At 42.2% G+C, this 23,995-nt stretch carries 22 protein-coding genes and 1 other annotated feature; of the genes, 9 read left to right on the top strand and 13 right to left on the bottom strand.

Going from position 1 to position 23,995, the window contains the following annotated elements:
• Positions 1 to 14 precede the first annotated feature (14 nt).
• Positions 15 to 1,193, bottom strand: a complete 1,179-nt coding sequence (locus LKE01_RS06470) for an NAD(P)-dependent oxidoreductase (RefSeq protein ID WP_056982323.1) — start codon at positions 1,191 to 1,193, stop codon at positions 15 to 17.
• An 82-nt stretch (positions 1,194 to 1,275) separates the two neighbouring features.
• Here LKE01_RS06470 and LKE01_RS06465 point away from each other — a divergent pair, with 82 nt between their 5' ends.
• Together LKE01_RS06465 and LKE01_RS06460 are read left to right on the top strand one after the other, a co-directional pair.
• Complete coding sequence (locus LKE01_RS06465; protein ID WP_056982325.1) at positions 1,276 to 1,905, top strand: DapH/DapD/GlmU-related protein; 630 nt, start codon at positions 1,276 to 1,278, stop codon at positions 1,903 to 1,905.
• A gap of 91 nt (positions 1,906 to 1,996) precedes the next feature.
• Positions 1,997 to 2,581 carry a zinc ribbon domain-containing protein gene (locus LKE01_RS06460; protein ID WP_056982327.1) on the top strand — a complete coding sequence of 195 codons (585 nt, stop codon included), beginning with the start codon at positions 1,997 to 1,999 and terminating at the stop codon, positions 2,579 to 2,581.
• 46 nt (positions 2,582 to 2,627) lie between these two features.
• Here LKE01_RS06460 and LKE01_RS06455 read toward each other — a convergent pair whose 3' ends face one another.
• The 8 genes from LKE01_RS06455 to LKE01_RS06420 form a co-directional block, all read right to left on the bottom strand.
• Positions 2,628 to 3,344 (bottom strand): B3/B4 domain-containing protein, encoded by a 717-nt coding sequence (locus LKE01_RS06455; protein WP_054769250.1) that lies wholly within the window; start codon positions 3,342 to 3,344, stop codon positions 2,628 to 2,630.
• A 14-nt stretch (positions 3,345 to 3,358) separates the two neighbouring features.
• Complete coding sequence (locus tag LKE01_RS06450; protein ID WP_225426937.1) at positions 3,359 to 3,877, bottom strand: GNAT family N-acetyltransferase; 519 nt, start codon at positions 3,875 to 3,877, stop codon at positions 3,359 to 3,361.
• A 9-nt stretch (positions 3,878 to 3,886) separates the two neighbouring features.
• Complete coding sequence (locus tag LKE01_RS06445) at positions 3,887 to 4,339, bottom strand: MarR family winged helix-turn-helix transcriptional regulator (RefSeq protein ID WP_056982329.1); 453 nt, start codon at positions 4,337 to 4,339, stop codon at positions 3,887 to 3,889.
• A 115-nt stretch (positions 4,340 to 4,454) separates the two neighbouring features.
• On the bottom strand, positions 4,455 to 7,244 hold the full coding sequence (locus LKE01_RS06440; RefSeq protein ID WP_056982330.1) for a cation-translocating P-type ATPase: 2,790 nt from the start codon (positions 7,242 to 7,244) through the stop codon (positions 4,455 to 4,457).
• 129 nt (positions 7,245 to 7,373) lie between these two features.
• Positions 7,374 to 8,795, bottom strand: a complete 1,422-nt coding sequence (locus tag LKE01_RS06435; protein WP_056982332.1) for an aspartate ammonia-lyase — start codon at positions 8,793 to 8,795, stop codon at positions 7,374 to 7,376.
• A 244-nt stretch (positions 8,796 to 9,039) separates the two neighbouring features.
• Positions 9,040 to 10,275 carry an N-acetylmuramoyl-L-alanine amidase gene (locus LKE01_RS06430; protein WP_225364679.1) on the bottom strand — a complete coding sequence of 412 codons (1,236 nt, stop codon included), beginning with the start codon at positions 10,273 to 10,275 and terminating at the stop codon, positions 9,040 to 9,042.
• A 110-nt stretch (positions 10,276 to 10,385) separates the two neighbouring features.
• On the bottom strand, positions 10,386 to 10,685 hold the full coding sequence (locus LKE01_RS06425) for a DUF2316 family protein (protein ID WP_054769249.1): 300 nt from the start codon (positions 10,683 to 10,685) through the stop codon (positions 10,386 to 10,388).
• Between the two features lie 206 nt (positions 10,686 to 10,891).
• A complete protein-coding gene (locus LKE01_RS06420) occupies positions 10,892 to 11,470 on the bottom strand; it encodes a TetR/AcrR family transcriptional regulator (protein WP_056982334.1) in 579 nt (192 codons plus the stop codon).
• A gap of 175 nt (positions 11,471 to 11,645) precedes the next feature.
• Between LKE01_RS06420 and LKE01_RS06415 the strand changes: the two genes are divergently transcribed.
• The 3 genes from LKE01_RS06415 to LKE01_RS06405 all read left to right on the top strand — a co-directional run bounded on the left by LKE01_RS06415 (position 11,646) and on the right by LKE01_RS06405 (position 15,645).
• On the top strand, positions 11,646 to 14,597 hold the full coding sequence (locus tag LKE01_RS06415) for an MMPL family transporter (protein WP_056982336.1): 2,952 nt from the start codon (positions 11,646 to 11,648) through the stop codon (positions 14,595 to 14,597).
• Between the two features lie 239 nt (positions 14,598 to 14,836).
• Entirely contained in the window at positions 14,837 to 15,304 is a 468-nt protein-coding gene (locus LKE01_RS06410) for a hypothetical protein (RefSeq protein ID WP_054769248.1), read from the top strand.
• A gap of 14 nt (positions 15,305 to 15,318) precedes the next feature.
• Positions 15,319 to 15,645, top strand: coding sequence for a magnetosome magnetite crystal formation protein family (locus tag LKE01_RS06405; protein WP_056982339.1), 327 nt, complete (start codon positions 15,319 to 15,321; stop codon positions 15,643 to 15,645).
• A gap of 65 nt (positions 15,646 to 15,710) precedes the next feature.
• Here the strand turns inward: LKE01_RS06405 and LKE01_RS06400 are convergent, their stop codons facing one another.
• Both LKE01_RS06400 and LKE01_RS06395 read right to left on the bottom strand, forming a co-directional pair.
• On the bottom strand, positions 15,711 to 16,241 hold the full coding sequence (locus tag LKE01_RS06400) for a DUF3267 domain-containing protein (protein ID WP_056982341.1): 531 nt from the start codon (positions 16,239 to 16,241) through the stop codon (positions 15,711 to 15,713).
• Positions 16,242 to 16,353: 112 nt separating this feature from the next.
• Positions 16,354 to 17,742 (bottom strand): L,D-transpeptidase family protein, encoded by a 1,389-nt coding sequence (locus LKE01_RS06395; RefSeq protein ID WP_056982343.1) that lies wholly within the window; start codon positions 17,740 to 17,742, stop codon positions 16,354 to 16,356.
• 213 nt (positions 17,743 to 17,955) lie between these two features.
• Here LKE01_RS06395 and LKE01_RS06390 point away from each other — a divergent pair, with 213 nt between their 5' ends.
• Positions 17,956 to 18,384, top strand: a complete 429-nt coding sequence (locus LKE01_RS06390; protein ID WP_054769246.1) for a GNAT family N-acetyltransferase — start codon at positions 17,956 to 17,958, stop codon at positions 18,382 to 18,384.
• 148 nt (positions 18,385 to 18,532) lie between these two features.
• Here LKE01_RS06390 and LKE01_RS06385 read toward each other — a convergent pair whose 3' ends face one another.
• Together LKE01_RS06385 and LKE01_RS06380 are read right to left on the bottom strand one after the other, a co-directional pair.
• A complete protein-coding gene (locus LKE01_RS06385) occupies positions 18,533 to 19,876 on the bottom strand; it encodes a PFL family protein (RefSeq protein WP_056982345.1) in 1,344 nt (447 codons plus the stop codon).
• A gap of 12 nt (positions 19,877 to 19,888) precedes the next feature.
• On the bottom strand, positions 19,889 to 20,158 hold the full coding sequence (locus LKE01_RS06380) for an ACT domain-containing protein (RefSeq protein ID WP_054769245.1): 270 nt from the start codon (positions 20,156 to 20,158) through the stop codon (positions 19,889 to 19,891).
• 184 nt (positions 20,159 to 20,342) lie between these two features.
• Here LKE01_RS06380 and LKE01_RS06375 point away from each other — a divergent pair, with 184 nt between their 5' ends.
• From LKE01_RS06375 to LKE01_RS06365, 3 genes are all read left to right on the top strand, one after another.
• Positions 20,343 to 20,909: a sugar O-acetyltransferase gene (locus LKE01_RS06375; protein ID WP_056982347.1), complete on the top strand. Its 567-nt coding sequence runs from the start codon at positions 20,343 to 20,345 to the stop codon at positions 20,907 to 20,909.
• A gap of 68 nt (positions 20,910 to 20,977) precedes the next feature.
• Positions 20,978 to 21,213, top strand: a binding site (T-box leader).
• Between the two features lie 262 nt (positions 21,214 to 21,475).
• A complete protein-coding gene (locus tag LKE01_RS06370) occupies positions 21,476 to 22,288 on the top strand; it encodes a 2-keto-4-pentenoate hydratase (RefSeq protein WP_056982350.1) in 813 nt (270 codons plus the stop codon).
• Positions 22,289 to 22,692: 404 nt separating this feature from the next.
• A complete protein-coding gene (locus tag LKE01_RS06365) occupies positions 22,693 to 23,985 on the top strand; it encodes a Y-family DNA polymerase (protein ID WP_056982353.1) in 1,293 nt (430 codons plus the stop codon).
• Positions 23,986 to 23,995: the final 10 nt, after the last annotated feature.

The following is a 23,995-nucleotide window of genomic DNA, read 5'->3' as shown; positions in this document are numbered from 1 at the left end:
CACTTACTAAAAGTTTATAGCCATTCACCCTGAGTTGGGTTGTTTAGCAGCCGAACTCGGATCATTCCCTCAACCTGATTGAGTTCACTAAGAATATTGGCGGTCTTCTCTTTGGAAATTTTTGCCAAATCCGTATTCACAATTGTATATCCATAACCGTTCATGGTATTCCCCATCATTTCCTGGACGGGTAAGTCATACTGACTCATAACGTTGGCAATATCCACCCAGAAATTATCCCGGGCATGGAAAAAGAAGGTTAACCGTTGATTACTCATGAATGGCAAATCAACTCGTGGAAAGTTGACTGAAGCTCTCACCGTGCCATATTCCAAAAAGTCCAGTAAGTTTTGTAAGATCAGATTGGCAGAATGAGTCAATGCCTCAATTGTGTTGCCACCTAAATGAGGCAGTAGGGTAATTTTGGGGTGATCTTGAAGCTCAGTCTTAGGAAAGTCACAGACATAGCCAGCCAGCTCATTATGATTAAGTGCAGATACCACTGCTTGATTGTCAACAATCTCCCCGCGCCCAAAGTTCAGCAGGTAAGCTGTATCTTTCATTAGTTCAAAGTGCTTTGTGGTCAATAAATGCCTGGTAGCATCGGTTAGAGGCAGCAGGACCACCACAAAATCAGCTTGTTCCAATACTTCGTCAATGGTCTCCAGCTGTTGGACGTGCCGTAAATTCTTAAAGCTTCGATTATAGCCGACAATCTGCATCCCCATATGATAACAGGCATCCGCCAGTCGCTGGCCAATGGTGCCTAATCCCAGGATTCCCAGCGTTCGACCATAAAGTTCCTCACCAATAAAGTCGCCACGTTTGGCTTCAGCCGCTTCCTGCAGGTCTTCACCCGGGGCAACTTTGAGTTGCTTCATCATCTCAACAGCACCATTTAAAGGCCGCAAACAGCGAAACAAATTTTGAATGATCAATTCCTTAACCGCATTGGCATTAACACCAGGCGTGTTAAAGACCGCTGTTCCATTTGCGGTGGCGGCGTCAACGTTAATCGTATTGGTTCCGGTCCCGGAACGGGCAATTAAGAGCAGCCGTTTGGAAATCAGACTGTCATCAACCTTAGAACTTCTTACTAGAATTGCATCCGGGGTATCGGTATTGGAGGTTCGAAATACATCCCCGGCAAAATCGGTCAGGTCAAACCGATCAATCGTCTTTACTTCATACATTTGTAAGCTCCTTTTAACTAAATGTTCTGAAAACATATTATAATAGTCTTTGAAAATTAACTTAGGGAAAGAAGTTGGTCGTATGCATATTGATTTTGTAAAGTTGTCAAAAGATAAACCAACAATTGGAAAAATGACTCAAACCAAGAATACTACATTCGGGGAATGGGTGGAAATAGGAAGCAGTAATTTAATCGATAATAGTTCGATTGGTGATTATACCTATACTGGTCAATACTGCTTCATTCAAAATAGTGACCTGAAAAAATTTATCAGCATGGCAGCGATGATCCGAATTGGGCCCACCAATCATCCTTATGATCGCCCAGCCCAACATATTTTTGCTTATAACGGTGGCGCATACGGCTTCGATCACCCGGATAAAGACTTTTTGGAAAATCGGACCCACCTGCGCACCACCATTGGAAATGATGTTTGGATTGGTCACGGTGTCATCATTCAAGCCGGTGTGACCGTTGGTGATGGAGCCGTGATTGGCTCTGGTGCTGTGGTAACCAAAGACGTTGCCCCATACACCATTGTTGGTGGAATTCCGGCAAAACCAATTAAGGACCGCTTCCCTGACGAAATTAAAGCCGATATGGAAAAAATTGCCTGGTGGAACTGGTCCAGAGCCGACCTCGAGAAGTATTATCTTGACTTTAGATTGCCCATCAAAGAATTTGTCGACAAACATTTACCCCGTTCATGATAAATCATTAGAATAACTGTTCCGCACCAGTGTTTTTTTGCTATAATTGGTAGGTATGCTAAACACGGTTCATATTGGAGGAGCAGTTAGAATGGCACAAGAGACAACCAAAAAATGTGTAATGTGCGGGAAGACAATCCCGGCTTACTCAAACTTTTGCCCGTATTGTGGGGCAAAGCAGCCTTGGCTTGAGGATGATGAGGTTCAAAATAAAGATGCAAGAAAACTACTAAAATGGTACCAAAAGCCGGTTGGCAAATTTGTGACCTTAGTCGTTTCTGCAATCGTCATTCTTTGGTTCGGCAGCCTATTTTCCCTGCAAGATGGACCCGGTCATAACAAAGTGGCCCGCGAGCTAACCCAGTACTTTTTTAATGCTCAAGATCATACCCCATACGGTGACAAGCCATCGGTTAAAGCCGATAAGAAAAAAGGCGTCATCGTTAAGATTGATCAATCCAGCAAAGCAATGAAGAATTTGAAAGCCGGCAAACCAGCTCAATGGAATTATTTGGTTAAGCGGGCCCAAAATCGTTCAAAAGCTTTTAGTGGAATTTATGCCGATCAAATTAACGCCAAGTTTAAAGTCGTTGATAAGCACAATCCCAAAAAGGTCCTTCTAAAAGTCAATCAAGGCAAAGTTACTTATAACATTGCAGATAAATACAGTAAATAGTAAAAGCGATTGGAATTTTTTCCAATCGCTTTTTTTGACTGCCAAATTAATTTGCCATGACAATTTCTGGATTGTCAGCCGTTAATTGAAGCAGCTTACCGTCTACTTTGAAATAGTCTTTGCACAGCCGCTGAATTTCTTTAATGGCAATTTCTGATCTTTCTGCTTGGGCTTTGTTAATGGACTCAATATCAATAATTGCGTGGGTCGTATCTTCAGTGAGCTCTGTTCGTTGGCTTTCACGCCAATTAAAGCAACGGCATATTGCGCCTTTATCATCCATGTAACAGATTTCACCTGGAAGAGCCGGCATATCTTCATCTTCACCATACGGAAGAAACGACTCACCGCCTTTCGCTTCTCCCAAATGCATGTCACCAGCGATGGCGTCGACATTTTCACCACCAACTGAAACGCCATACTTTAATGACTGACTATTATAAATATCAACTAACGGGCTGATTGGTGAGAATGTTTTACCATGGCTCACCCGTTTGAGCAGTGCTTCAACCGTTGAACGGGCACCCTTCTTAGTCTTAAATTTACGAAACGCTTCACGCCACTCTGCAACCACCGGATTATCCCGGAAAGGTTCGACAGTAATAAATTGTTCGGCAGCGCCTGTTCCTTCATCCAAAAGCTTTTGGAAGTATGGGTCGTCCTTCTCGTTGACATGATTGTCAATTCCCTCCAAGAGCAAAACATCAATTTGAATATCGGGAAATAATTCTATGGTCTTAGGATCTAAAATAAACTTTTTCATCGTTGATAACTCCTTTAGTTAATCATTTTTTTCATAATTAAATCTCGCTGCTCACTACCACCGAGCGTAAATATGTGATCAGAATACTGATTAAAGCCAAACTTTTGATAGAACTTTAGTGCATCGTGATTATTTTCCCAGACACCAAGCCACACAAAGGACTTATGTAGTTCTCTGGCAATTCCAATTCCTTTTCTCAGCAATTGACTACCCAAGCCTTGATGCTTGTATTGTGAGCGAATATAAATCCGCTGAATTTCCAAACCATCCGATCCCATGTTCTCAGTCTGGACATCCCCCACGTTGACTTTGAGATAGCCGGCAGACCGATTATTAACTTTGATGAAGAAAAATTGGGATTGGGGGTCTGTCAATTCGTTGATTAACTGTTCTTCGCTGTATGACTTTTGAATATACTTTTTCACATTCTCTGGAGAATTGAATGGTCCAAACGTGTCAGCAAATGTTTCCCCGCTGATCTTCTGCAGTTCCGGCAAATCTGAAATTGTACATTTAGTAATAATCGTTGTCACAATCTCCTCCTAATAATGTCGCTGATTGCCTTTCTTCACGTAATGCCAATTCTTATCAATATTTTGACTCACAATCTTCAGCAATCGTTCCAACTCAGTCGCCTGGTCCTCGGATAAAGATTCCAACGCAATTTGATTTGAATAAACATTTTCTCGTTCAATAATGGGAAACACTTTTTTGCCTTGGTCACTCAAGTACAATCGTTTGATTTTCTTGTTCTTTTCATCCGGCAGCCGGGTAATCAGCCCTTTTGTTTCCAATTTTTGAACTGATCGGGCTGCCGTCGTTCGGTCAACTTTTATCATTTCAGCCACATGTTCCTGGATGATCCCGGGGTTTTCACCCACCCTCACCAAATAGAGGTATTGGCCTTTTGTTAAATCGAACTTTTTAAATTCAACGTTGGCAATCGAGTCCAGCGCACGAGCGATGACCCCAATTGGTTTTAAAATTTCTGTCACCCATTTGACCTCCTCATTGTTCATATTTACAAATATCTTACAATGTTTTTGTTGCATTTGCAACAATAAAAAGCCATCCAGTTCATAATGAGCTGGATGACTATATTGATCTTTTTTAGGCGTGTTGCCGATGAGCTTTGATTTTTCGAACAATCAGCTTTCGGAATTCTTCAATCAAGAACAGCGGCACTGGAATACAGAAGAGAAAGATCCATTCTGAAACATTCAACGGTCCTGTATTAAAGACGCCTTGAAGAAATGGCACATACATCAGCAAGGCAATTAAGACGATTTCAACACCAATTCCCAATAGGATTCGATGGTTGCTAAACAAACCGATCGAAAATACTGAAGAAATTTGGGTTCGACAGTTCATTGCTGCGGCAATTTGTGAAAAGACAATTGCTCCCAAAGTGATCGTAGTGGCTTCAGCGTAAACCTGTCCTGACGGTGCCAATGGAATGTTTGGCCAGCCGTTAACGTGGTTGACGAAGAAGTAGGCACATGTTGAAATAACGGAAGCAATTAAGCCATACCAACCAAAGGCTTTCCAAATAATCGACTTATTCAGCAAGTGACTGTTCAAGGGACGTGGTGGCTGATCCATAATCCCTGGTTCGGTTTTTTCAGTTCCAAGGCCCAAAGCAGGCAGCAAATCAGTTCCCAAATCAACCGTCAAAATTTGCATAACAGTTAATGGCAATGGGACCAATCCACGGGTCAGCAGAAAGATCACTGATGGTGCAGCTTCAGGAACGTTACTCGTCAAAATATATAGTAAGAACTTTTGTAAATTACTGTAAACGGTCCGCCCCTCTTCAATTGCACTCACAATAGAAGCAAAGTTGTCATCGGTCAAAATCATATCAGCTGCGTCCTTGGCAACGTCGGTTCCAGTAACACCCATGGCAATACCAATATCGGCCCGTTTGAGCGCAGGGGCATCGTTAACGCCGTCACCGGTTGAAGCGACGACTTCACCATTCTTCTGGCACATTGAAACAATTCTGAACTTATGCTCAGGAGCAACCCGGGCAAAAATCACTTCATGCTTCACTGCTTCTTGAAGTTCGGCATCAGACATTTTATCCAACTCATCACCGGAAATCACCCTGACTTTATCAGATGTAATGCCAATTTTGGTGGCAACACTCTTAGCAGTTACCGGACTGTCGCCGGTGACCATAATGATCCGGATATTGGCCCGTTTGCAGTTCTTAACCGCATCAAAGATTTCCGGACGTGGCGGATCAGACATCATCGCAAGGCCGACAAAGACCATATGCTTTTCGGCATTCTCAGTGGTAAAGTTGCCAACTGATTGATGGGCCAGCGGATCAGTATCATCCACAATTCGATACGAAAAGGCCAGGGTTCTTAACCCCTGCTTTGAATAATCCTCGTTAGCTTGTACAATCTTTGCGCGGTCGTCATCAGTGATCGAACGGATTTGACCATTTTCAAGAATTCGGTCACAAATAGTCAACTCACTGCCCAACGCACCTTTGGTATCAATGACAAATTGGCCATCCGAATCTTTGGTGACGACTGACATGAGCTTTCGGCCGGAATCAAACGGCAATTCTTTCAGACGTGGAAACTGCTTTTGTTCTGCTTTGGCATCGATCCCGGCTTTTCGAGAAAGAATCACCAATCCAGCTTCAGTAGGCGTGCCCAAAATCTTGGACTTCTCGCCTGCTTTGCCTTCTTTTACTTCGGTATCATTATTAATGGTGGCATTTATCAGTAATTTATTGAGATCAGGCTCATTGGCGACATCAACATCCTGCCCATTTACCTGAATTTTGCCATTGGTTACATAACCGGTTCCAGTCACATCGTATTGTTTTCCCAAGAGCCACAAATGATTGATTGTCATTTGATTCTGAGTCAAAGTACCGGTCTTATCTGAACAAATGACCGTTGTTTGACCAAGCGTTTCAACACTGCTTAAATTCTTCAATAAAGCATGCTTCTTAGCCATCCGCTGCGTTCCCTGGGCTAATGACAGCGTGACCGTTGGTAAAAGGCCTTCAGGAATAAAGGCCACAATCATCCCCAACGCAAAGATAAATGACTTGGTTACCGGATACTTCACAAAGAATATGGCCAACACGAAAAATGCAATTCCGATCAAAAGCGCAATGATCGTTAATTGACGGGTCAAATGATTTAACTCGCGCTCCAACGGATACATGGTCTTCTTCTGAGATTCAGTCAACTTTGCAATCCGGCCGAACTCGGTATCCATCCCGGTTGCCAGTGCAATCGCTGATGCCGTTCCACTGGTACAAATGGTCCCGGCAAAAATAATATTTTGTTGGGCAAATTCACCATCACCATGTTTATAGGCATCAACTTTTTCAACCGGCACCGATTCACCCGTTAAAGAAGATTCATCAACTTGCAGGTTGGAAGTGTTAAACACCCGCGCATCGGCAGGAACTGAATCACCTGCCTGAATATCAAACACATCGCCCGGTACCAGCTGTTCAACTTTAATCTGCTGGGATTTACCGTCACGATGAACTTTAACATAAGATGGCAGCATCTTTTTTAATGAATCGGTCGCTTTTTGAGCAGCGTGCTGTTGCCAATATGAGAAACAGCCGTTAATCACGTTAACTGCCCAAATGGCAATTCCAAGTTCAAGCATCCCGGCAAATATTGCAATCACACCTGACACCCAAAGTAAGATGGCCATGAGTGAGGTAAAATTTTCCAGAAATACAAGTAACTCAGATTGCCGTTTGGCTTGCCGAATCGTGTTCTCCCCATACTTTTCCAAGCGCTTTTGAGCCTCTGCCTGCGAGAGTCCTTCATTGCCAGTGTGAAATTGATCCATTAACTGAGTCGGATCCGCTTTGGCATAGTCGTCAATCAGCGTTGACTTATTTTTTTGCATACAAGCATCACCCCAAACTGTTGTCTAGACAACTCAATTATATCGCTATTTAAAATAGTGGGGCTTTTCCCGAAAATGCATGAAAGCAAAAAAGCCAGCCTTTTGTGGGCTGACTTCCATGACAAATCATTAATTTAAAGTTGAACCGGCAACGGATTGTTCATCCTTAACCTTGCTGACATTGGTTAAAACTTCCGGTGAAAATAGATTATCAACCAAAGCATCGGGAAGGAGTTCCTTTTGTTTAACAATTTCTTTAGCCGATTGCTTAGTGGCAAGGGCCTCTTTAATAAGGGCGGTTGTCTTTTCATAACCCAACAGTGGTGAAAGAACAGTGGCGGCGATTGAAGAATGTTCAACCTCATCACGGCAGTAATCCGTGTTAACGGTAATTCCGCTGACACAATTGTCAACCAATGTATCAATGGCCCGAGCCAAATGCTGCTCACTGGTTAAAATACTTTTGAACATGATCGGCTCAAAGGCGTTCAATTCAAGCTGACCGCTTTCAGCTGCCATGGTAACTGTCACATCGTTGCCAATTGTCTCAAAGGCAACCTGGTTAACAACCTCGGGAATAATCGGGTTAACCTTCCCAGGCATAATGGATGAACCGGCGGCTTTCTTTGGCAATTCAATTTCGTTGAGGCCGGCTTGAGGACCGCTGGATAAAAGACGAAGGTCATTACTGAATTTGGATAAATCAGCTGCCAAAGACTTCATCGCACCGGAAATTGTCACGAATGCATCACTATTTTGAGTGGCATCGATCAAGTTACCAGCCTGATGTAATGAAAGATGGGAATATTGATTAAGCGCCGGAACAACGACCGCTTCGTATTCTTCGGTTGCATTAATGCCGGTTCCAATGGCAGTCCCGCCAAGGTTGACTTGTGACAAGACTTTTTCGGCATGCTTCAATCTAGCCAAATCTCGTTTGAACATGGAAGCATATGCTGAAAATGTTTTGCCAAATGTTGTTGGAACAGCATCTTGAAGCTGGGTTCGACCAACTTTAATAGCAGATTGATATTCTTCGGCCTTATCAGACAAAGTGTCAACTAGTTTTTGAATTGATGTCAGTAATGGTGACAAACGTTTTAGCATTGCCATTTTCCCAGCAGTTGGATATGTATCATTAGTTGACTGTGACTGGTTCACATCATCATTTGGCTTAATTTCTGTGGCCGACTTGCCGCCTTGGGCACTTATCCGCATAGCCAACTGGGCAACCACCTCATTCACGTTCATGTTGGTTGAAGTCCCAGCCCCGCCCTGAATTGCAGGAACGATAAAGGCACTGTAGTCATTTGAGAATAACAATTGATTGCAGGCAGAGATGATTAAGGCGCTTTTTTGTTTGTCCAGCGTCCCTGCTTTTTCGTTTGCAAGGGCGGCAGCCTTCTTAATTTGTAAGTAGCTTTGAATAATGGCGTGATCTACCCGTTCATCAGTGATCGGAAAGTTGTGCTTTGCCCGTAGTGAATGGATTCCGTACAACACATTATCCGGTACAAACATTTCTCCGATACAATCTTTTTCAATTCTCATTCTCAATCCCTCATTTCATGTAATGTTTTATAACATCGGTTTACGTTTATTAATATATACCCATTTTTATAAATGTCAATGGTTAATTGAAAATAACGGGATACTTAGACATATACCAATACCTGACATGCAGATGATACGTTTCTCTAATTAAAGCTCGGACAAGCAATTAGGCTAGTTATCTATGTCATATTTCATGACACTTGAGCAGCAAAAATGAGTTCATCGCTAATTTACGGTGGACTCACGATATTGATGTTCTTGAATTTAGCTCTGCATCTGCGGCTTTTATGAAAGCAATTCGGTGATTAAACTGAATCTGATAGTATTCCTCTGTCCCTTGAATAACATTCCCATCTCCAGCCGAATCAAAGTGTGAGTTGAAATAATCTCCCCTGACGGTTCCGCCATATACATATTTCCGTCCAGGTTTAATTTGATAGATTGTGGTTGGCGTGACACCTGATACTTGGTTTTTCTCCAGAATTTGATTGTCCGGATAGGCACAGCCATATATGGGGACGTCCTTTGATCCAACAGATTTTACAAGTTGACCTTTCGAATCGGTTGAATTAGCTCCTCCAGGATTATAAAACCAGGCACTTTGACCGCCATAGTCAATTTCAGTCCAGTCGCCCTCTTCGCCAAGCTTACAAAACTGTTGGCCATAGGTTGCCTTATCACTCCAGTCATCAGCTTCAAAGGTTCCGGTTTGTCTCGAAGAAAAGTCTTTGTCCGAGATAAGACCGGCGGAAAAAGCAGGTCCTTTATATAGGTAAACAAAGTTGGAACCGGTGATGGGTAACTCAGTGCCGTTATCGGTCACTTTTTCGCCACATTGCGGCAAGAGGTTGGCTTTCGGGTCGGGAGTAATGGTGATGATTCTTGAACTGCCGTCACCGGTATTTTGCTTTAAATCCGCTCCCAACAGGTCAAAATAATGCTGCCAGTCCCAATAGGTTCCCGGATCCCAGTGCATCCCCTTTTGTGCCGCTGGCGTTAACCCCGGCACATTATCATGGCCGATGATATGCTGACGATCCAAAGGAATATCGTACTTGGCCGCCAGATATTTGACCAAGTTGGCAGACGTTTGATACATATTTTCAGTAAACCAAGTTCGGCCATCCTTGGCATAACCCTCATGCTCAATGCCGATTGAATGGGCATTTATGTACCAGTTGCCGGCATGCCAAGCGACATTTTGCGGCCGGACCATTTCAGAGACGGCCCCATCCACGGACCTGACAACGTAGTTTGCAGATGTGGCCGTCGGCGTTGAAAACAACCGAATTGCCTCTTCATAGCTGGTTTCAGTATTATGAATGACAATGTAATTGATTTTCATATCGGTTGGCCGATTGGCAAGATCATAGTTACCATACTGCCCCTTATCGAACGCTTTATATAAAGCCGGCTGGACTTGGATGGGCAACCCATCTGGGCCATCCGGGTTTGGACGAAAATGCTCAACATTCAAAATATTCACCTTCAAAAATAGGGGGTAAAATGCAATTATTTTGCATTTTGCCCCCTAACCTAACCTATTTGATATTCTTGATTATTTTCTTGAAATTGAAGATCCGTCAATTAAGCCAACTTGCCACGATCAATAAACTGATCGTTCAAGAAGCTGAATCGTTTTGGATCGCCCATCAATTTAGAGAATGAGTAAGGTTCTTTTCCTTGAAACAAAATTATTTTAATTAAGTAGTTTCGAAGCACCCAAGGCTCTTCAATTCTACAATTTTTTAAATTCATTACATCTTGAATATGTTCCGGTGTGGATTTTAAATCAACTGCTGCCATTTGCAAAGTAATTCCTGATAAATCGAAGTTACCCTGCAGCTCCTGCTTTGTTGCAGCTGCTTCATCTCCAGTTAGTACCATTCTGTCACTTCCTTATCAAATGGAATGTTTCAAACATCTATTTAGATGTTTAAATAGCATGGTAACACATTCCAAGTTGACTCACAAATGAACAGTAAATTTGATATAATAGATGTTGCTTCGCCCAGTTTTTTCATGAAAGGTCGGTTCATCCGATCTGAGATCATGTTAATATATAGACATTGAACTGTTGGCCTCGAAGTTTACTAAATGAATTGATCGAGGTTTAGCAGTTTCTGTAAATATTCATGGGCAAGCTGTTTATTTGCATCATGATGTTTTAAAAAGATCCATTTCAGCACCAGAATGACTGTCTCACTACAATGATCGGCAATCAGTTCAACTGGCAGGCCGGTTTTCGAATAATCAATGGTCTTGGACAATATTTCCTGCATCTTGTCTTTAAAGTAATTAATAAAGCTGTTAACCAATTGACCGGAAAAATCATTGTACTGAAGAATGTTATCCAATAAGTGCTGATTGCTTTTAAAAACGTCGTATAAGCGATCGAAGTATACAATCAGAGATTGATTGGATTTTACCTTAGTGACTTTATCAACTTCAATGTCTTGTGCAATTACATACCAGCAATAATCAACCAGGTCGAACTTATCATCAAAATAATTATAAAAAGTGGCTCTTGGAAAATTACTGATATCACAAATTTTATTGACACTGATTTTTTCGAAAGGTTCTTCCGAAAGAAGTTCGAACATTGTATTGGAAAATAATCCCAAGGTTCGTTGTGCCCCACGCGTTGGTTTTTTAGTTAAATCATATTTCATTTTTAGGCCTCAGATTTTGCAATTATTGAATTTTGTCTAATTTTGAACTAACGCAACAAACTGTCCCTTGCGTCATATCCACGCTGAGTTTATCATCTTATTGTTGCTTATACAAGTGTCTAAATTTAAACAAGAGAATAATATCAATCACTAGATAATGAAAGGAAGAAATTTAATGCAGAAGTTCAAAGAAAAACATATGTTATCGCTGATCATTTGGATTGGATTAATATTGGTTGCACTGTTTACACTTCCAAATATTTCCCAATTAGTCCACGAAAAGGGGGCTGTCCAGCTTCCCTCTTCGGTTCAAAGTGAAGTAGCGAATACAATCGAAAAGAAATATGAGGGGGGCAAGAATGTCCGGACATTGATTGCGGTGTTTAACAACAAACACGGCAAACTCAGTGACGAGCAAACCCTTCAGATCCAAGATGCAACTAATTCCATCAAAAATGATCCGGAATTACATATCACTTCTGTAACTGCTCCAAGTGATAATGAAGCAGCCAAGCAGCAACTGCAATCCAAAGATAACACCACTCAGATGGTGATGATTACAGTGCCAAAGAAGGATAAGGTTCGGGGCCAAACGGACAAGATCTTAAATAAGATCAAAACTCCCGGGTTGAGAACCTATGTCACTGGTAGTGACATTTTGAACGAAGACTTCTCAACTGTCACTGAACAAGGACTTCAAAAGACTGAAATTATTGCGGCAATCTTTATTTTCATTGTCCTGATTATCGTTTTCCGATCCTTCTTAATTCCAGTCATTTCATTATTAACGGTTGGTGTTTCCTATCTATTATCGCTTGATTTAGTCATGAATTTGGCTGAACGTTGGAATTTCCCAATTTCCAACTTTACCCAAGTCTTTCTTGTGGTGGTTCTGTTTGGAATCGGGACCGATTACAATATATTGCTTTATGACAGATTTAAGGAAGAAATTAAAAAGGGTGAAGCTGCCACGACGGCTGCCAGGACTGCTCAACGGCATGCCGGCAGAACGATCTTATACAGTGGTTCATCCGTCTTAATCGGATTTGCTGCACTGTCTCTGGCTAAATTCTCCTTCTATCGTTCAGGAGTCGCCGTTGCCGTTGGTGTTGCCATCTTATTGATGGTCTTATTGACATTAAATATGTTCTTCATGTCCACCCTTGGTAAACGTCTATTTTGGCCAAGCAAGAATCTCGATGCTCATGACCGCAGCTTCTTGTGGAACTTCCTTTCAAAATTCACTCTCTCACACAGTTTTATTATGGTTGGTATTTTGATTATTGCCGCATTACCACTTTTACTTGTCGGCACTCAAAAGCTGAACTTCAATAACGCTGATGAATTACCAAACTCTGTTCAATCAAAAGCCGGGTATAACGTGATTCAAGATCACTACCCTGCCGGAATGTCCGGTCCAACAACGGTTTACATTCAAAACAAAAAACCAATGAACACTCAGGAACATTTAGCTGAGATTGATCAATTAACCGGTTATTTGAATTCAGAACCCGGCGTTAAGAGCGTTGCCTCAGTTACCCGTCCGGGTGGAACCAAGATTGATTCCTTGTACTTACGCAGTCAACTGGAAAGTTTAACAACCGGCTTGAATGAAGCCAACCAAGGAATCAAGAAAGTTCAAAAAGGATTAAAGAGTGCCAACGAAAAGCTGGCCAGTTCAAATACTTCAGATAGTATCGCTCAAGTTGAAAAGCTTGCCGATGGTGCAAGTAAACTTGAGTCAGGTGCCCAACAGCTGAGTCAGGGAGTCACTTCCTACACCGCTGGTGTCAGCAGCCTGGCAAGTGGTTCACAACAATTAAGTTCCAGCACCTCTCAACTTCAATCCGGTGTCGGTCGGCTAGCTTCCGGCAGTCAACGACTTAACACGGGAATTTCCCAAGTCAGGAGTCAAACCGCCAAGCTTAAAGCCCTCCGAGCTCGGATGCGTGCTTTGCAATCAGGTTCAAGCCAATTGTCTTCCGGACTTGGTCGCTTGAATTCACAGGTCTCACCATTCTCCAGCGGTCTTAACCGCATCAGCAGTGGTGCAAGCCGTTTGAATTCCAACAGCGCTTCATTGGTTTCAGGTGCTCAAACCGTTGCTAGTGGCAGTTCTCAAGTTAATTCCGGCGTTCAGACTTTGAGTTCTAAAATGAAGGAACTGCAGAGCCAAATGCAGGAATTACAAACCGGCTTAACATCTGCTAATTCCGGTTTGGATCAAGTTGCCAACGGAACAAACACTGTTAACCAATATCTCAAGGAAATGCAAAAATCTTACATGGGCAACACCTTCTACATGCCTGCAGCAAGTATCAAGAGTTCGTCATTTACCCCATCACTTGATGCGTTCATGTCAAAGAATCGTAAGGTTACCAAAATCACTGTCATCTTAAATTCAGATCCAAGTAGTACAAAATCTGCAAAACGCATTCGAACCATTACGCGTGATGTAAATGCCAAGATGAAGGGAACGAGCTTAAAGAATGCCAAGGTTGCAATTGGCGGTCAAAGTTCACAAACGTCTGACCTGCAAAAGATTGCTAACGGTGACTTCTTCAGAACCGTTGTCATTATGCTGGTCGGAATTGGCTTAGCCTTAATGATCGTAACCCGATCCCTTGTTCAGGCAATTACCATTATCGGTACTTTGATTGTCACCTACCTTGGTGCTCTTCAAATCACCAAGTGGTTGTCAGGATATCTGCTGTTCCAGGACATGCTTACTTGGAACACCCCATTCTTCAGCTTTATCATGCTGGTCGCATTGGGAGTCGATTACAGTATCTTCCTAATGATGAGGTATCGTGGTGACGCGGCCGCAATTCCAGATGTCCGTCGTCGAATTTTGAATTCGGCCACAATCATTGGAACCGTGGTTATCTCAGCTGCCATCATCCTTGGTGGAACATTTGCCGCATTGATTCCATCAAATGTTTTGACACTGATTCAGGTTGCCATGACGGTAATCGTTGGTTTGATTATTCTTGTTCTGACATTACCAATTATCATGTCAGCAATGGTTAAATGGACTTACCCTTACGTCAAAGACAAGATGTATGATAAATCTGTTGAACAACAGGAAAAAGATCATCCAATTCGTCGAACTAAAAATAAAGATTAATCATATCCAGATGTCAAAGGACCACAAACAAAATGTTTGTGGTCCTTTTTTGTTTCTCTTCAACTTGAATAAACGCATGCGATCACCTATCCACCGCTATTTTGAGCAGTTCCATGACAGCTGAATATTTGACAACCCCATGTGCCATAAGTTATAGTTCATGAATATAACCTGGAAATCTTAGTTACGTAGTCGTCAAACAACCCATGTTTGGCTAGTATCCTTTTAGGAGATTTTAAATGAATACCTTACTTAAAATTGCTGCAGCCGCTGCAGCGAGTTTGACCATCACCATTGTTTCAAATACGCAACCTGTTCATGCCGCTGATACTTACTATAAAGTTGGCAAGATCCGAACCACCACCCCCACCAGCTGGCGGGGCAACTGGTATTCCTACGTTAATGGGAAATTTTGCCTGACACAAGTCAATAAGTATTCGGTTACTCAAAAATATAAAGGCAAAAAGCACACCCTGTTTAAATCAAGCTGGAAAGGCTATCGAAAATTAGCTGTCGCTAAAATTAAAGGCACCAGCCGATATACCTTTAATGCTTATGCTAAGAAAGCATACCAAAGTGACAAAGGTTGGCGGATTACCCACCGGACAGTTGAAAAGCAACGAATCAAAGTTCTTCGAGACTACTCCGGTGGAAAAGCTTACGTTGACCTCTTTCGCTCTCCGGTTTACAAATCATACTCGAAATAGTTCAAGGGGCACTTATGTCAAAAAATAAAATTGTTAACGCACTCTCATATCTCTCAATCATGTTTGCACCATTCATCTTCCCGTTCATTGTTTGGCTGGTTACCGATCATAATGACGATGATATGCATGATACTGCCCGACAGGCCTTCGTCCTGCACCTGATTCCGGTTGTTCTGACACTTTTGACACTATTAGTTGTTGGTGTCATGGGAATGGTCTCAAAACAGGCCGAATATACCGGATTCTTGTTTATTGCACTAATCGGCCTGGTTGCTTTGGTCGATTTAGGGATATTTATTTATAATCTGTACCTGGGAATCAAAATATTAGTGAGTGACTAATTCAAAATAAAATAAAGGATGAGGGCAATGATCAATGCCTTCATCCTTATTTTTGTCCACTATACTCAGTTTTGAGAATAAATATTAATACCATTTTCAGTATCGCTAACGTAATAGTACTTCGGCGCGGTAATGACGCGATACAACACATAAAAATCAGCAACACTTCCGGCACCCTGCAAGGCAGCAATCCCCAAAAAGAGGTCTCCCGGAAGCCAATTTATCAGGTACATTGCAATCAGAATTAATGAAAGCGCCACAAATGGGGTCGCAGCAATCCAGGCAAATTGTCGTTTGGTATACAACGATTTTGGACTATTAACATACACAATCCCGTTTTTGAAGCCAATCTTAATCTTCGCATGATGGTCGAACAACTTATATAAGAATCCATGAATCACCTCATGGACAGTGAAGACCACTAATAAGGCCACGATAAGCCAAATAAAGTAGGTCTTATCAAAGTTGAAGGTAACTGACCCGGCAATTGCTCCAAACAGCCACAGAAAGATTATGAAGGCAATAACGGCAGCTACATTTAAAGCGTAAACCAAATTCCGATTATTCATAAAATCAATTTGTTTATAGATATGCACAACGATTCACCTCATTTTGGATAAGTGCCTTTATCTTACCATAACCGTCAAAAAAGCCGGCCGTTTACTGGAAATCGCAAACAGTCGGCTTTATATTCAAACGTCTTTAATTTTAGTAATAAATAAATACTGGTTCCAATGTATGAGTGTTCTTCCAAACCTCATCCATTCTTGAAGGTGGGTTATTTAAGCATCCATGTGAATGGTACTGTGACCGAGCGCTAGGGTTTCCATAAACCGAAGCAGGCTGCCATGGAGAATCATGCATCCCAACCCCTGAATTCGTCAAAGGCTCCCAGTAGCTAACTGGAGATGCATACTTCGAACCATCGCTGTTCTTACCTCTCAATGTTGCATGACGCTGCTTATACATAATGTAAAAGGCGCCTTGAGGAGTTCGATTGCCGCCGGTTATAGTTCCGGACATAATCGGAATATTAGCCATCAGCTTACCATTCTTGTAAACATACTCATGAAGCCGTTGTAAATCGACAGCCACATAAGTCTTACCGGATCCTTTAATACCATAACCGGTACCAACTGCATAGTGACGCAAATTCATTGTAACCGAGCTGGAATGGCCAAGATACTTAACAATGTTTCGAGTCAAAGCCTTTTGGTTAACCTTCCATCCATAGGTTCCACCGGCATGGACCCGAACCTTCTTGCCTTGGTGAGTTGTAATCCAAACTGATTTTCCGAGGGTATCCACTTTCTTGGAGAAGTTGGCAACCCACTTCTTAACTTTAGCTGAATCAAATTTGTAATGACCGCTGGCAGTTGGATAACCATTGGCAACCCAACGTTTGGCAACAAATTTATAAGTCTTGTTATACGTATTCAGTGTAACTGTATTGTCCAAAACTTTTGCCAACTGTTTCTTTTGCTTGGCAATTTGTGAACTGTTTGGCTTGACGTAAGCATCCTTACTCATCTTAACGGAAATCAATAAGCTGGAATGAGCCTGTTTCTTAAATGATTGAACCATTTTGGCTTTATCCAGGGTGCTCCCCTTTTGGCCAGGCTTAACAACAATCTTACCATCCTTCAAAATGACCTTTGAATCAACAGTCTGCTTTCGACCGGTATTGATTTGATCAATCCGATTTTCAAACTTTGGTAACAAAGTCTTCAAACGATAATTCAACTGTTTAGTTGAAACATCTGATTTGGCGCTCAATTTTGCGGAAGTCATGGCACTCATTGAACTACGGTGCTTAAATAATTTCTGAACATCCTTGGAATTCACGTTAATCTTGGAATCCCGAACGACTAAATAATTGCCATCTTCATCAATGTGCGATGTGTTTAATTTCTTAGTTGCTTGAGCAACCGTCAGGCCGGAAACATCAACGTCATTAATTCTTGTAAATTTAAAATGATTTTGAAAATAGAAGTGTGAGCCAATGAATCCGCCAAAAAAGATTAACACGATTCCAATTAAGATCCGTGGTAATAACCTCTTTTTTGACTTCTTAGCGTACTTCTCTTTACGTGACATCGGTAATGCCAACCCCCTTTATAACTTTCTACATCCATATTTTACGAACTTTTCACCATTCAATCTAGCAAAAGCGTTCAACTTACAGAGACTTAACTAAATCTTCAGCTTTTTCTCATAATTAAGAATCATAGGCTTTTATGGTACCATTAATTTGATAATTAATTAAGAGTTATTAAGCGAATTTAGTGATTATTTTAACAGGAGAAGATAATGAAATTAATTGTGGAAAGTTCCAAACCCGCTCGGGCAGCCGCCGCTTACATCCGAATGTCAGTCTTTGTATTGGAACGAGGAATTGCTTTTACGGATGAATTTGACGACAAAGATTCAGATAACATGGTTTATGCAGTTCTTTTTGACGGCAAAGTGCCGGCTGCAACTTGTCGTTTTGAAACCTATGATGACCACACCTTAAAAGTGGGCCGAGTCGCAACTTTAAAACAATTTCGAGGACACGGGTATGGCCGCAAGGTCGTCAGTGCGTTGGAGGATAAAGCGAAGAAGATGGGCTTTACCCACTCCTTAATTCACAGTGAAATGACTGCCGTTAACTTTTATAAGCGCCTGGGATATCAGATCACATCCGACGTGTTTTATGAAGACGGAGTGCCTTGTGTGGTGGTTGAAAAAGATTTATAGAATGATTTAACAAAGTTGGATTGCGCAGTATCGTTTCTGCTTGTCATCTAACGATTCCCAACGAAAAAGGACAGTTATTCAAATCCACAATCAGGATTTGGATCACCGCCTTTTTTTAGTATCGTCTTAACAAGTGTTAATCGTCAATTTAATTTTTAAATGAATGGATTGGCGCTGGAATCCTTCCACCTCGAGAAACGAATTTGGCAGGACTGTTTGTATTGACCGGCATCACCGGAGCAGACCCAAAGATACCGCCAAAGTCGATTTGTTCGCCAACTTTTTTACCTTTAGCCGGAATAACCCGGACCGCCGTTGTCTTGTTGTTAATCACACCAATGGCTGCTTCATCGGCAATCATTCCACTGATGGTTTCTGCTGGTGTGTCACCTCGAACGGCAACCATATCCAAGCCAACGGAGCAAACTGCTGTCATGGCTTCCAACTTTTCCAAGTTCAAATTGCCGTGTTCAACAGCCTTAATCATCCCACTGTCTTCAGAAACCGGGATAAATGCGCCGGACAATCCACCAACGTGTTCGCAAGCCATAACTCCACCCTTTTTAACGGCATCATTCAAAAGTGCCAGAGCTGCAGTCGTACCGGGAGCACCAACACTTTGCAGACCAATTTCTTCCAGAATTTCCGCTACCGAATCACCTTGACTTGGTGTTGGTGCCAACGAAAGATCAACAATTCCAAAGGGCACATTCAAAGCTTTAGCGGCGACGTTGCCAACGAACTGGCCCATTCTGGTCACTTTAAACGCCGTCTTTTTAATTGTTTCGGAAACTGTGTCAATCGGTTGACCCTTGACCTGCTCAAGTGCCCGCTTAACAACTCCGGGGCCACTAATTCCAACGTTAATAACTTTGTCAGCTTCGCCCACGCCATGAAACGCACCAGCCATAAATGGATTATCTTCCACCGCATTGGCAAAAACCACTAAGCTCATACAACTGACCGGATCAATCTCAGACAGTTCTTTGACAACTTGACCCATCTGTTTGACGGCATCCATGTTAATCCCGGCACAAGTTGAGCCAACGTTGACCGACCCGCAAACCCGTTTGGTTTCACTAAGCGCTTCGGGTAATGATTCAATCAACTTGTGGTCACCGGATTGGTAGCCCTTTTGGACCAACGCGGAAAAGCCACCAATGAGGTCAACTCCAAGGACTTCAGCAGCTTTTTCCATGGTCTGAGCATAGGCAACGTAATTGTCATCATGACAGGCTGCGGCAATCATTGAAATTGGGGTAACAGAGATTCGCTTATTGACAATTGGAATGCCATACTCGGATTCAATTTGGTCGGCTACCCGAACCAGATCTTTGGCACTGGTTGTCAATTTATCATAAATTTTTTGACGAGCCTTTTCCCCATCACTATCAATACAGTCGAAAAGTGAAATTCCCATGGTAATTGTTCGAATATCCAGCTTTTCTTCAGAAATCATCTGAATGGTATCTAAAATTTGTTTGGTTTCCATTTTGACGACCTCCTACAGCTTTTGAATCGCATCAAATAATTCCTGACGTTGAATATTGATTGACAGACCGGTTTCTTTGGCCAGATCCAACAATCCCTGTTTAACGACGTCAAACTTCACATCGTCAGTATCCCATTCGCCCATCAGCATCATCGTAAAGTCGCCGTGCATCAGTGTTTGCGAAATGTCCGTGATGTTTACTTTCAAAGTTGCCAGCCGTTGTGAAACCTTGGCGACAATTCCGATTTGATCGTGTCCGATAACTGTAATAACTGCTTTCATTGTTTGCGTCCTTTCACGTTCTGAGAGTCATTTTCTTTAACTATATTTCACTTATCATACCCGAAATTGCCGGTATCAGCAATTTCAATTATTCTTTATCTCAACAAGTAGCCGGATTCAATCATTTGCAATGACCAATAATGATATAATATGAGTTAATTTACAATAAAGGATGGATATTCATATGGCAACTGAAAAAGAAAAATTTTTAGCCGGTGATCCATATTTGGTAATGGACCCCGAATTAACAAGTGACGAAACCAAGGCCCGTCGTTTATGCAAAATGATGAACGAGCTTGATGATACTGCCAGTGCGGAAAAGGATGCCCTGGTCCGTAAATTATTTGGCTCCGTGGGTAAAGATCCATGGGTTCAGCCCAACTTTCGCTGTGACTTTGGCTACAATATTCACGTTGGTGACAATTTTATCTGCAACTATGATAACGTCATCTTGGATATTGCACCGGTAACGATCGGTAATCACTGCATGTTGGCGCCCCACGTTCAAATTTACGCCGCCTATCATCCCCTTGATCCCAAGAAGCGGGCAAACTTTGTCGGAATGGGCAAGCCGGTAACGTTGGGTAATGATGTCTGGGTTGGCGGGGGATCGGTGATTCTTCCCGGCGTAACCCTTGGCAACAACGTGATTGTCGGTGCCAATTCAACAGTCACCAAATCATTTGGAGACAACCTGATTATTGCCGGTAGTCCAGCAAGAGTCATTCGAGAAAATCCATACAAAGAATAATATTTTAAAATTTCTGTTGACAATTTAAACAACAGGGTGTAATTTAATGACAATCATTAAATTCAAATTAAAATGCGATGAAGAGAAAAGTCATCTTGTGCTTGCAATAAGAGAGTTGCTGGTTGGTGTGAAGCAATTTGCAACATTAGACGATTATCATCTCCGAGCTATGTGATCAAAGATTGAGTAGATTACATTGGGTGCACCCATTATTGTGTCAGCGTATCGCGAAAGCTGTACGTGTGAGGTAATTCTAGTAATAGAATTACAAATTAAGGTGGTACCGCGCATGAGCGTCCTTTTAACTATCCATTTGTGGGTAGTTGGAAGGGCGCTTTTTTATTTGAATTTAATTAACATTTTAAGGTGGTGAGGACTTATGGAATCGGTGATTAGCAGCTCCAATGACAATCCTGGTCAGATTCAGATTTTGCATGATTCAACACATAGTTTTAATCAACTCGGTACTATCGGCATAACAACACATAGTTTATTTCACGTCACAGATTGGTCCTCACCGTACATAACGGCGGGGATCCTAAATAAAATATTTGGAGGAATCGCTTATGGATGAACAAGTAACGATGGATTTAACAACTAAAGAAAATGAATTGGCAAGTAAATTATTTAACGCATACGAAACTCATAAACCACTAAAGGAATCCGATTTTGATGGTGTCGTCAAAGATGAGCAGTCTGCTTACCGGGTTCAACGGCGGTTAACCGATCTTAAACAGGAAGATGTTGGTGGATATAAAGTTTCTCTTACCAGCAAGCAGACTCAAGATATGTTTGATTCTGATTCGCCACTATATGGCGCTCAGGTAAAGAGTCATTTTCTCCAATCACCGGTGACCCTTCATCGTGGTGAATTAATGGAACCCCTGGCAGAAGTCGAAATGCTTTTCACGGCCAAGGAAGATTTAAGCAGTAAAGACTCCCTGGAAGATCTGATGCATAAGACAAAAGTTGCCCCAGCAGTTGAGGTTCCCGATTCACGTTTCAGCGATTGGTTCCCAAGCCTGTCAAAATATATGGTCATGTCGGATGCCGCTGTTGGTGGCTATGTCGTGTACGGTGATGAAAAAGACGCCGACCTGCTGTTTGACAACGTTGATGATTTATCAAAAGTTAAATGTGAACTATTCCGTGATGGTAAGAAACTAAAAGATGGCGCTTCATCAGAAGTGTTGGGTAACCCCTTAAAATCACTTCACTGGCTGGTCGAAAGGCTTGAATCACAAGGCATGCCGCTTCAAGCAGGCCAACGCGTTTCAAGCGGCACTTTCCTACTGCCGGAATCTCTCAGCAACGGTAACTGGAAAGCCACTTTTGATAAAGGCCTCGGCGCCGTATTCCTGAAAGTTGCAGGTGATTAATTTACCCATTTAAATTGGAAACCCATTATTTTCGGAAACATTGATCAGATGAATGATAATTGATAAAAATGAAATTGAAGTGCCACTCCTGGAGGCGGAAAACTCTGGGGTGGTGCTTTTTTTGTGGTCAAAGATTTGTTGGCAACCCCCGTTGCTTGTCACACTCTATTCTCAAACGTGCTCTGACACAACTGGCGCTCGTCACACTCTATTTCCAAACGTGCTCTGACACAACTGGTGCTAACGTGTAAGGAAAAGAAAATTTAAATCCAGAATCGGGATTTCTATTTTCTTTCCCTTACACACCGCACCACCCGTTGCTTGTCACACTCTATTTCTTCTTGACACTCCGAACAAATGTTCGTATTATATAGTTACTCCATAAATATCGCAGGTGATCCTTCATGAAAACACCTCTTGATAATCCACAAATCTTACCCGTTCACGACGTGATGTGCATTGACTGCAAGTCTTTTTATGCTTCCACCGAAGCAATTAAACGCGGTGAGCATCCCCTTTCCGCCAAAATCGCCGTTATGAGTCGTGAAGAATCTGCCGGTGGGCTTATTTTGGCTGCCAGTCCCTTTACCAAACAGAACTACGGCGTCAAGCTCGGCACTCGGCGCTTTGAAATTAATGACGACATGGACATCGAGATGGTCGAGCCCCACATGGCCGATTACGTTCAGCTTAATTACAAAATCAATCTTATTTATCGACAGTTTACCGATGATAAGCATTGGTTCCCCTACTCAATCGATGAAAGTTTTATCGACGTCAGTCACAGTCACAAGCTATTCGGCTCCAACGTCCAAATTGCCAAAATGATTCAGGCAAAAGTGTTTAAAGAGACCGGAATTGTCACTACTGTCGGCATCGGTCAAAATCCACTTTTGGCTAAATTGGCTCTGGACAATGCTGCCAAGAAAAAAGCTCCTTGGATTGCGGAATGGCATTACGAAGACGTTCCGGAAACCATTTGGAAGATTCCAAGTCTTGCCGATATGTGGGGGATCGGCGGCCACACCGCAGCAAAACTAAACTATATGGGCATCTATTCGATCAAAGAACTGGCCCACGCCGATATCAAAAAATTAAAGCAAAAGTTTGGCGTTATGGGTGAACAGCTTTATTACCATGCCTGGGGAATCGACTATTCCACCCTGGAAAAAAAGTATCTTCCCCGGTCTGATAATAAAGGTTACGGCAACTCACAGGTCTTAATGCGTGATTATACCGAATTGGTAGATCTCAAAACCGTTCTTGACGAGATTGCCGATCAAGTTGCGACCCGACTACGTAAAAACAATGTCGTCGCAGAAGTCGTCAGTATTTATATCGGAATGGCCAATATCGACAAACAGGGTCGAACCCATTTCTCTGCCCAAATGCATATTGAGCCCACCGATTCGACCCAAAGCATTACCAACGCCGTCAATTATCTGCTGGAAACAAAATGGGATGGCAGTGCAATCCGTAATGTTGGCGTCAGGTGCAATCGAATTTCCCAAAAACGGACAACTCACTTCAGCTTATTTGAAGATCCCGAAACCACCATTGATAGAGAAAAGTTGGAACACACCATTGATATTATTCGAAAAAAATATGGTTACAAAGCTTTAGTCCGGGCGTCATCCAAGACTAAAGGTGGGACCGCCATTGAAAGAGCCGGTCTGCTTGGCGGTCACCAAGCTTAATATTATTTAT

This window comes from Lentilactobacillus kefiri (genome assembly GCF_007989105.1).
GTDB lineage: Bacteria > Bacillota > Bacilli > Lactobacillales > Lactobacillaceae > Lentilactobacillus > Lentilactobacillus kefiri.
This window is presented reverse-complemented; position numbering and strand designations above follow the sequence as displayed.

What these genes read in the sequence shown, in the direction of transcription:
- LKE01_RS06465 (WP_056982325.1), top strand. Translation starts at nt 1,276, where the DNA reads ATGCATATTGATTTTGTAAAGTTGTCAAAAGATAAACCAACAATTGGA.
- LKE01_RS06395 (WP_056982343.1), bottom strand. Translation starts at nt 17,742, where the DNA reads ATGTCACGTAAAGAGAAGTACGCTAAGAAGTCAAAAAAGAGGTTATTA.
- LKE01_RS06460 (WP_056982327.1), top strand. Translation starts at nt 1,997, where the DNA reads ATGGCACAAGAGACAACCAAAAAATGTGTAATGTGCGGGAAGACAATC.
- LKE01_RS06425 (WP_054769249.1), bottom strand. Translation starts at nt 10,685, where the DNA reads ATGGTACTAACTGGAGATGAAGCAGCTGCAACAAAGCAGGAGCTGCAG.
- LKE01_RS06440 (WP_056982330.1), bottom strand. Translation starts at nt 7,244, where the DNA reads ATGCAAAAAAATAAGTCAACGCTGATTGACGACTATGCCAAAGCGGAT.
- LKE01_RS06405 (WP_056982339.1), top strand. Translation starts at nt 15,319, where the DNA reads ATGTCAAAAAATAAAATTGTTAACGCACTCTCATATCTCTCAATCATG.
- LKE01_RS06420 (WP_056982334.1), bottom strand. Translation starts at nt 11,470, where the DNA reads ATGAAATATGATTTAACTAAAAAACCAACGCGTGGGGCACAACGAACC.
- LKE01_RS06385 (WP_056982345.1), bottom strand. Translation starts at nt 19,876, where the DNA reads ATGGAAACCAAACAAATTTTAGATACCATTCAGATGATTTCTGAAGAA.
- LKE01_RS06380 (WP_054769245.1), bottom strand. Translation starts at nt 20,158, where the DNA reads ATGAAAGCAGTTATTACAGTTATCGGACACGATCAAATCGGAATTGTC.
- LKE01_RS06435 (WP_056982332.1), bottom strand. Translation starts at nt 8,795, where the DNA reads ATGAGAATTGAAAAAGATTGTATCGGAGAAATGTTTGTACCGGATAAT.
- LKE01_RS06415 (WP_056982336.1), top strand. Translation starts at nt 11,646, where the DNA reads ATGCAGAAGTTCAAAGAAAAACATATGTTATCGCTGATCATTTGGATT.
- LKE01_RS06455 (WP_054769250.1), bottom strand. Translation starts at nt 3,344, where the DNA reads ATGAAAAAGTTTATTTTAGATCCTAAGACCATAGAATTATTTCCCGAT.
- LKE01_RS06410 (WP_054769248.1), top strand. Translation starts at nt 14,837, where the DNA reads ATGAATACCTTACTTAAAATTGCTGCAGCCGCTGCAGCGAGTTTGACC.
- LKE01_RS06470 (WP_056982323.1), bottom strand. Translation starts at nt 1,193, where the DNA reads ATGTATGAAGTAAAGACGATTGATCGGTTTGACCTGACCGATTTTGCC.
- LKE01_RS06365 (WP_056982353.1), top strand. Translation starts at nt 22,693, where the DNA reads ATGAAAACACCTCTTGATAATCCACAAATCTTACCCGTTCACGACGTG.
- LKE01_RS06375 (WP_056982347.1), top strand. Translation starts at nt 20,343, where the DNA reads ATGGCAACTGAAAAAGAAAAATTTTTAGCCGGTGATCCATATTTGGTA.
- LKE01_RS06390 (WP_054769246.1), top strand. Translation starts at nt 17,956, where the DNA reads ATGAAATTAATTGTGGAAAGTTCCAAACCCGCTCGGGCAGCCGCCGCT.
- LKE01_RS06370 (WP_056982350.1), top strand. Translation starts at nt 21,476, where the DNA reads ATGGATGAACAAGTAACGATGGATTTAACAACTAAAGAAAATGAATTG.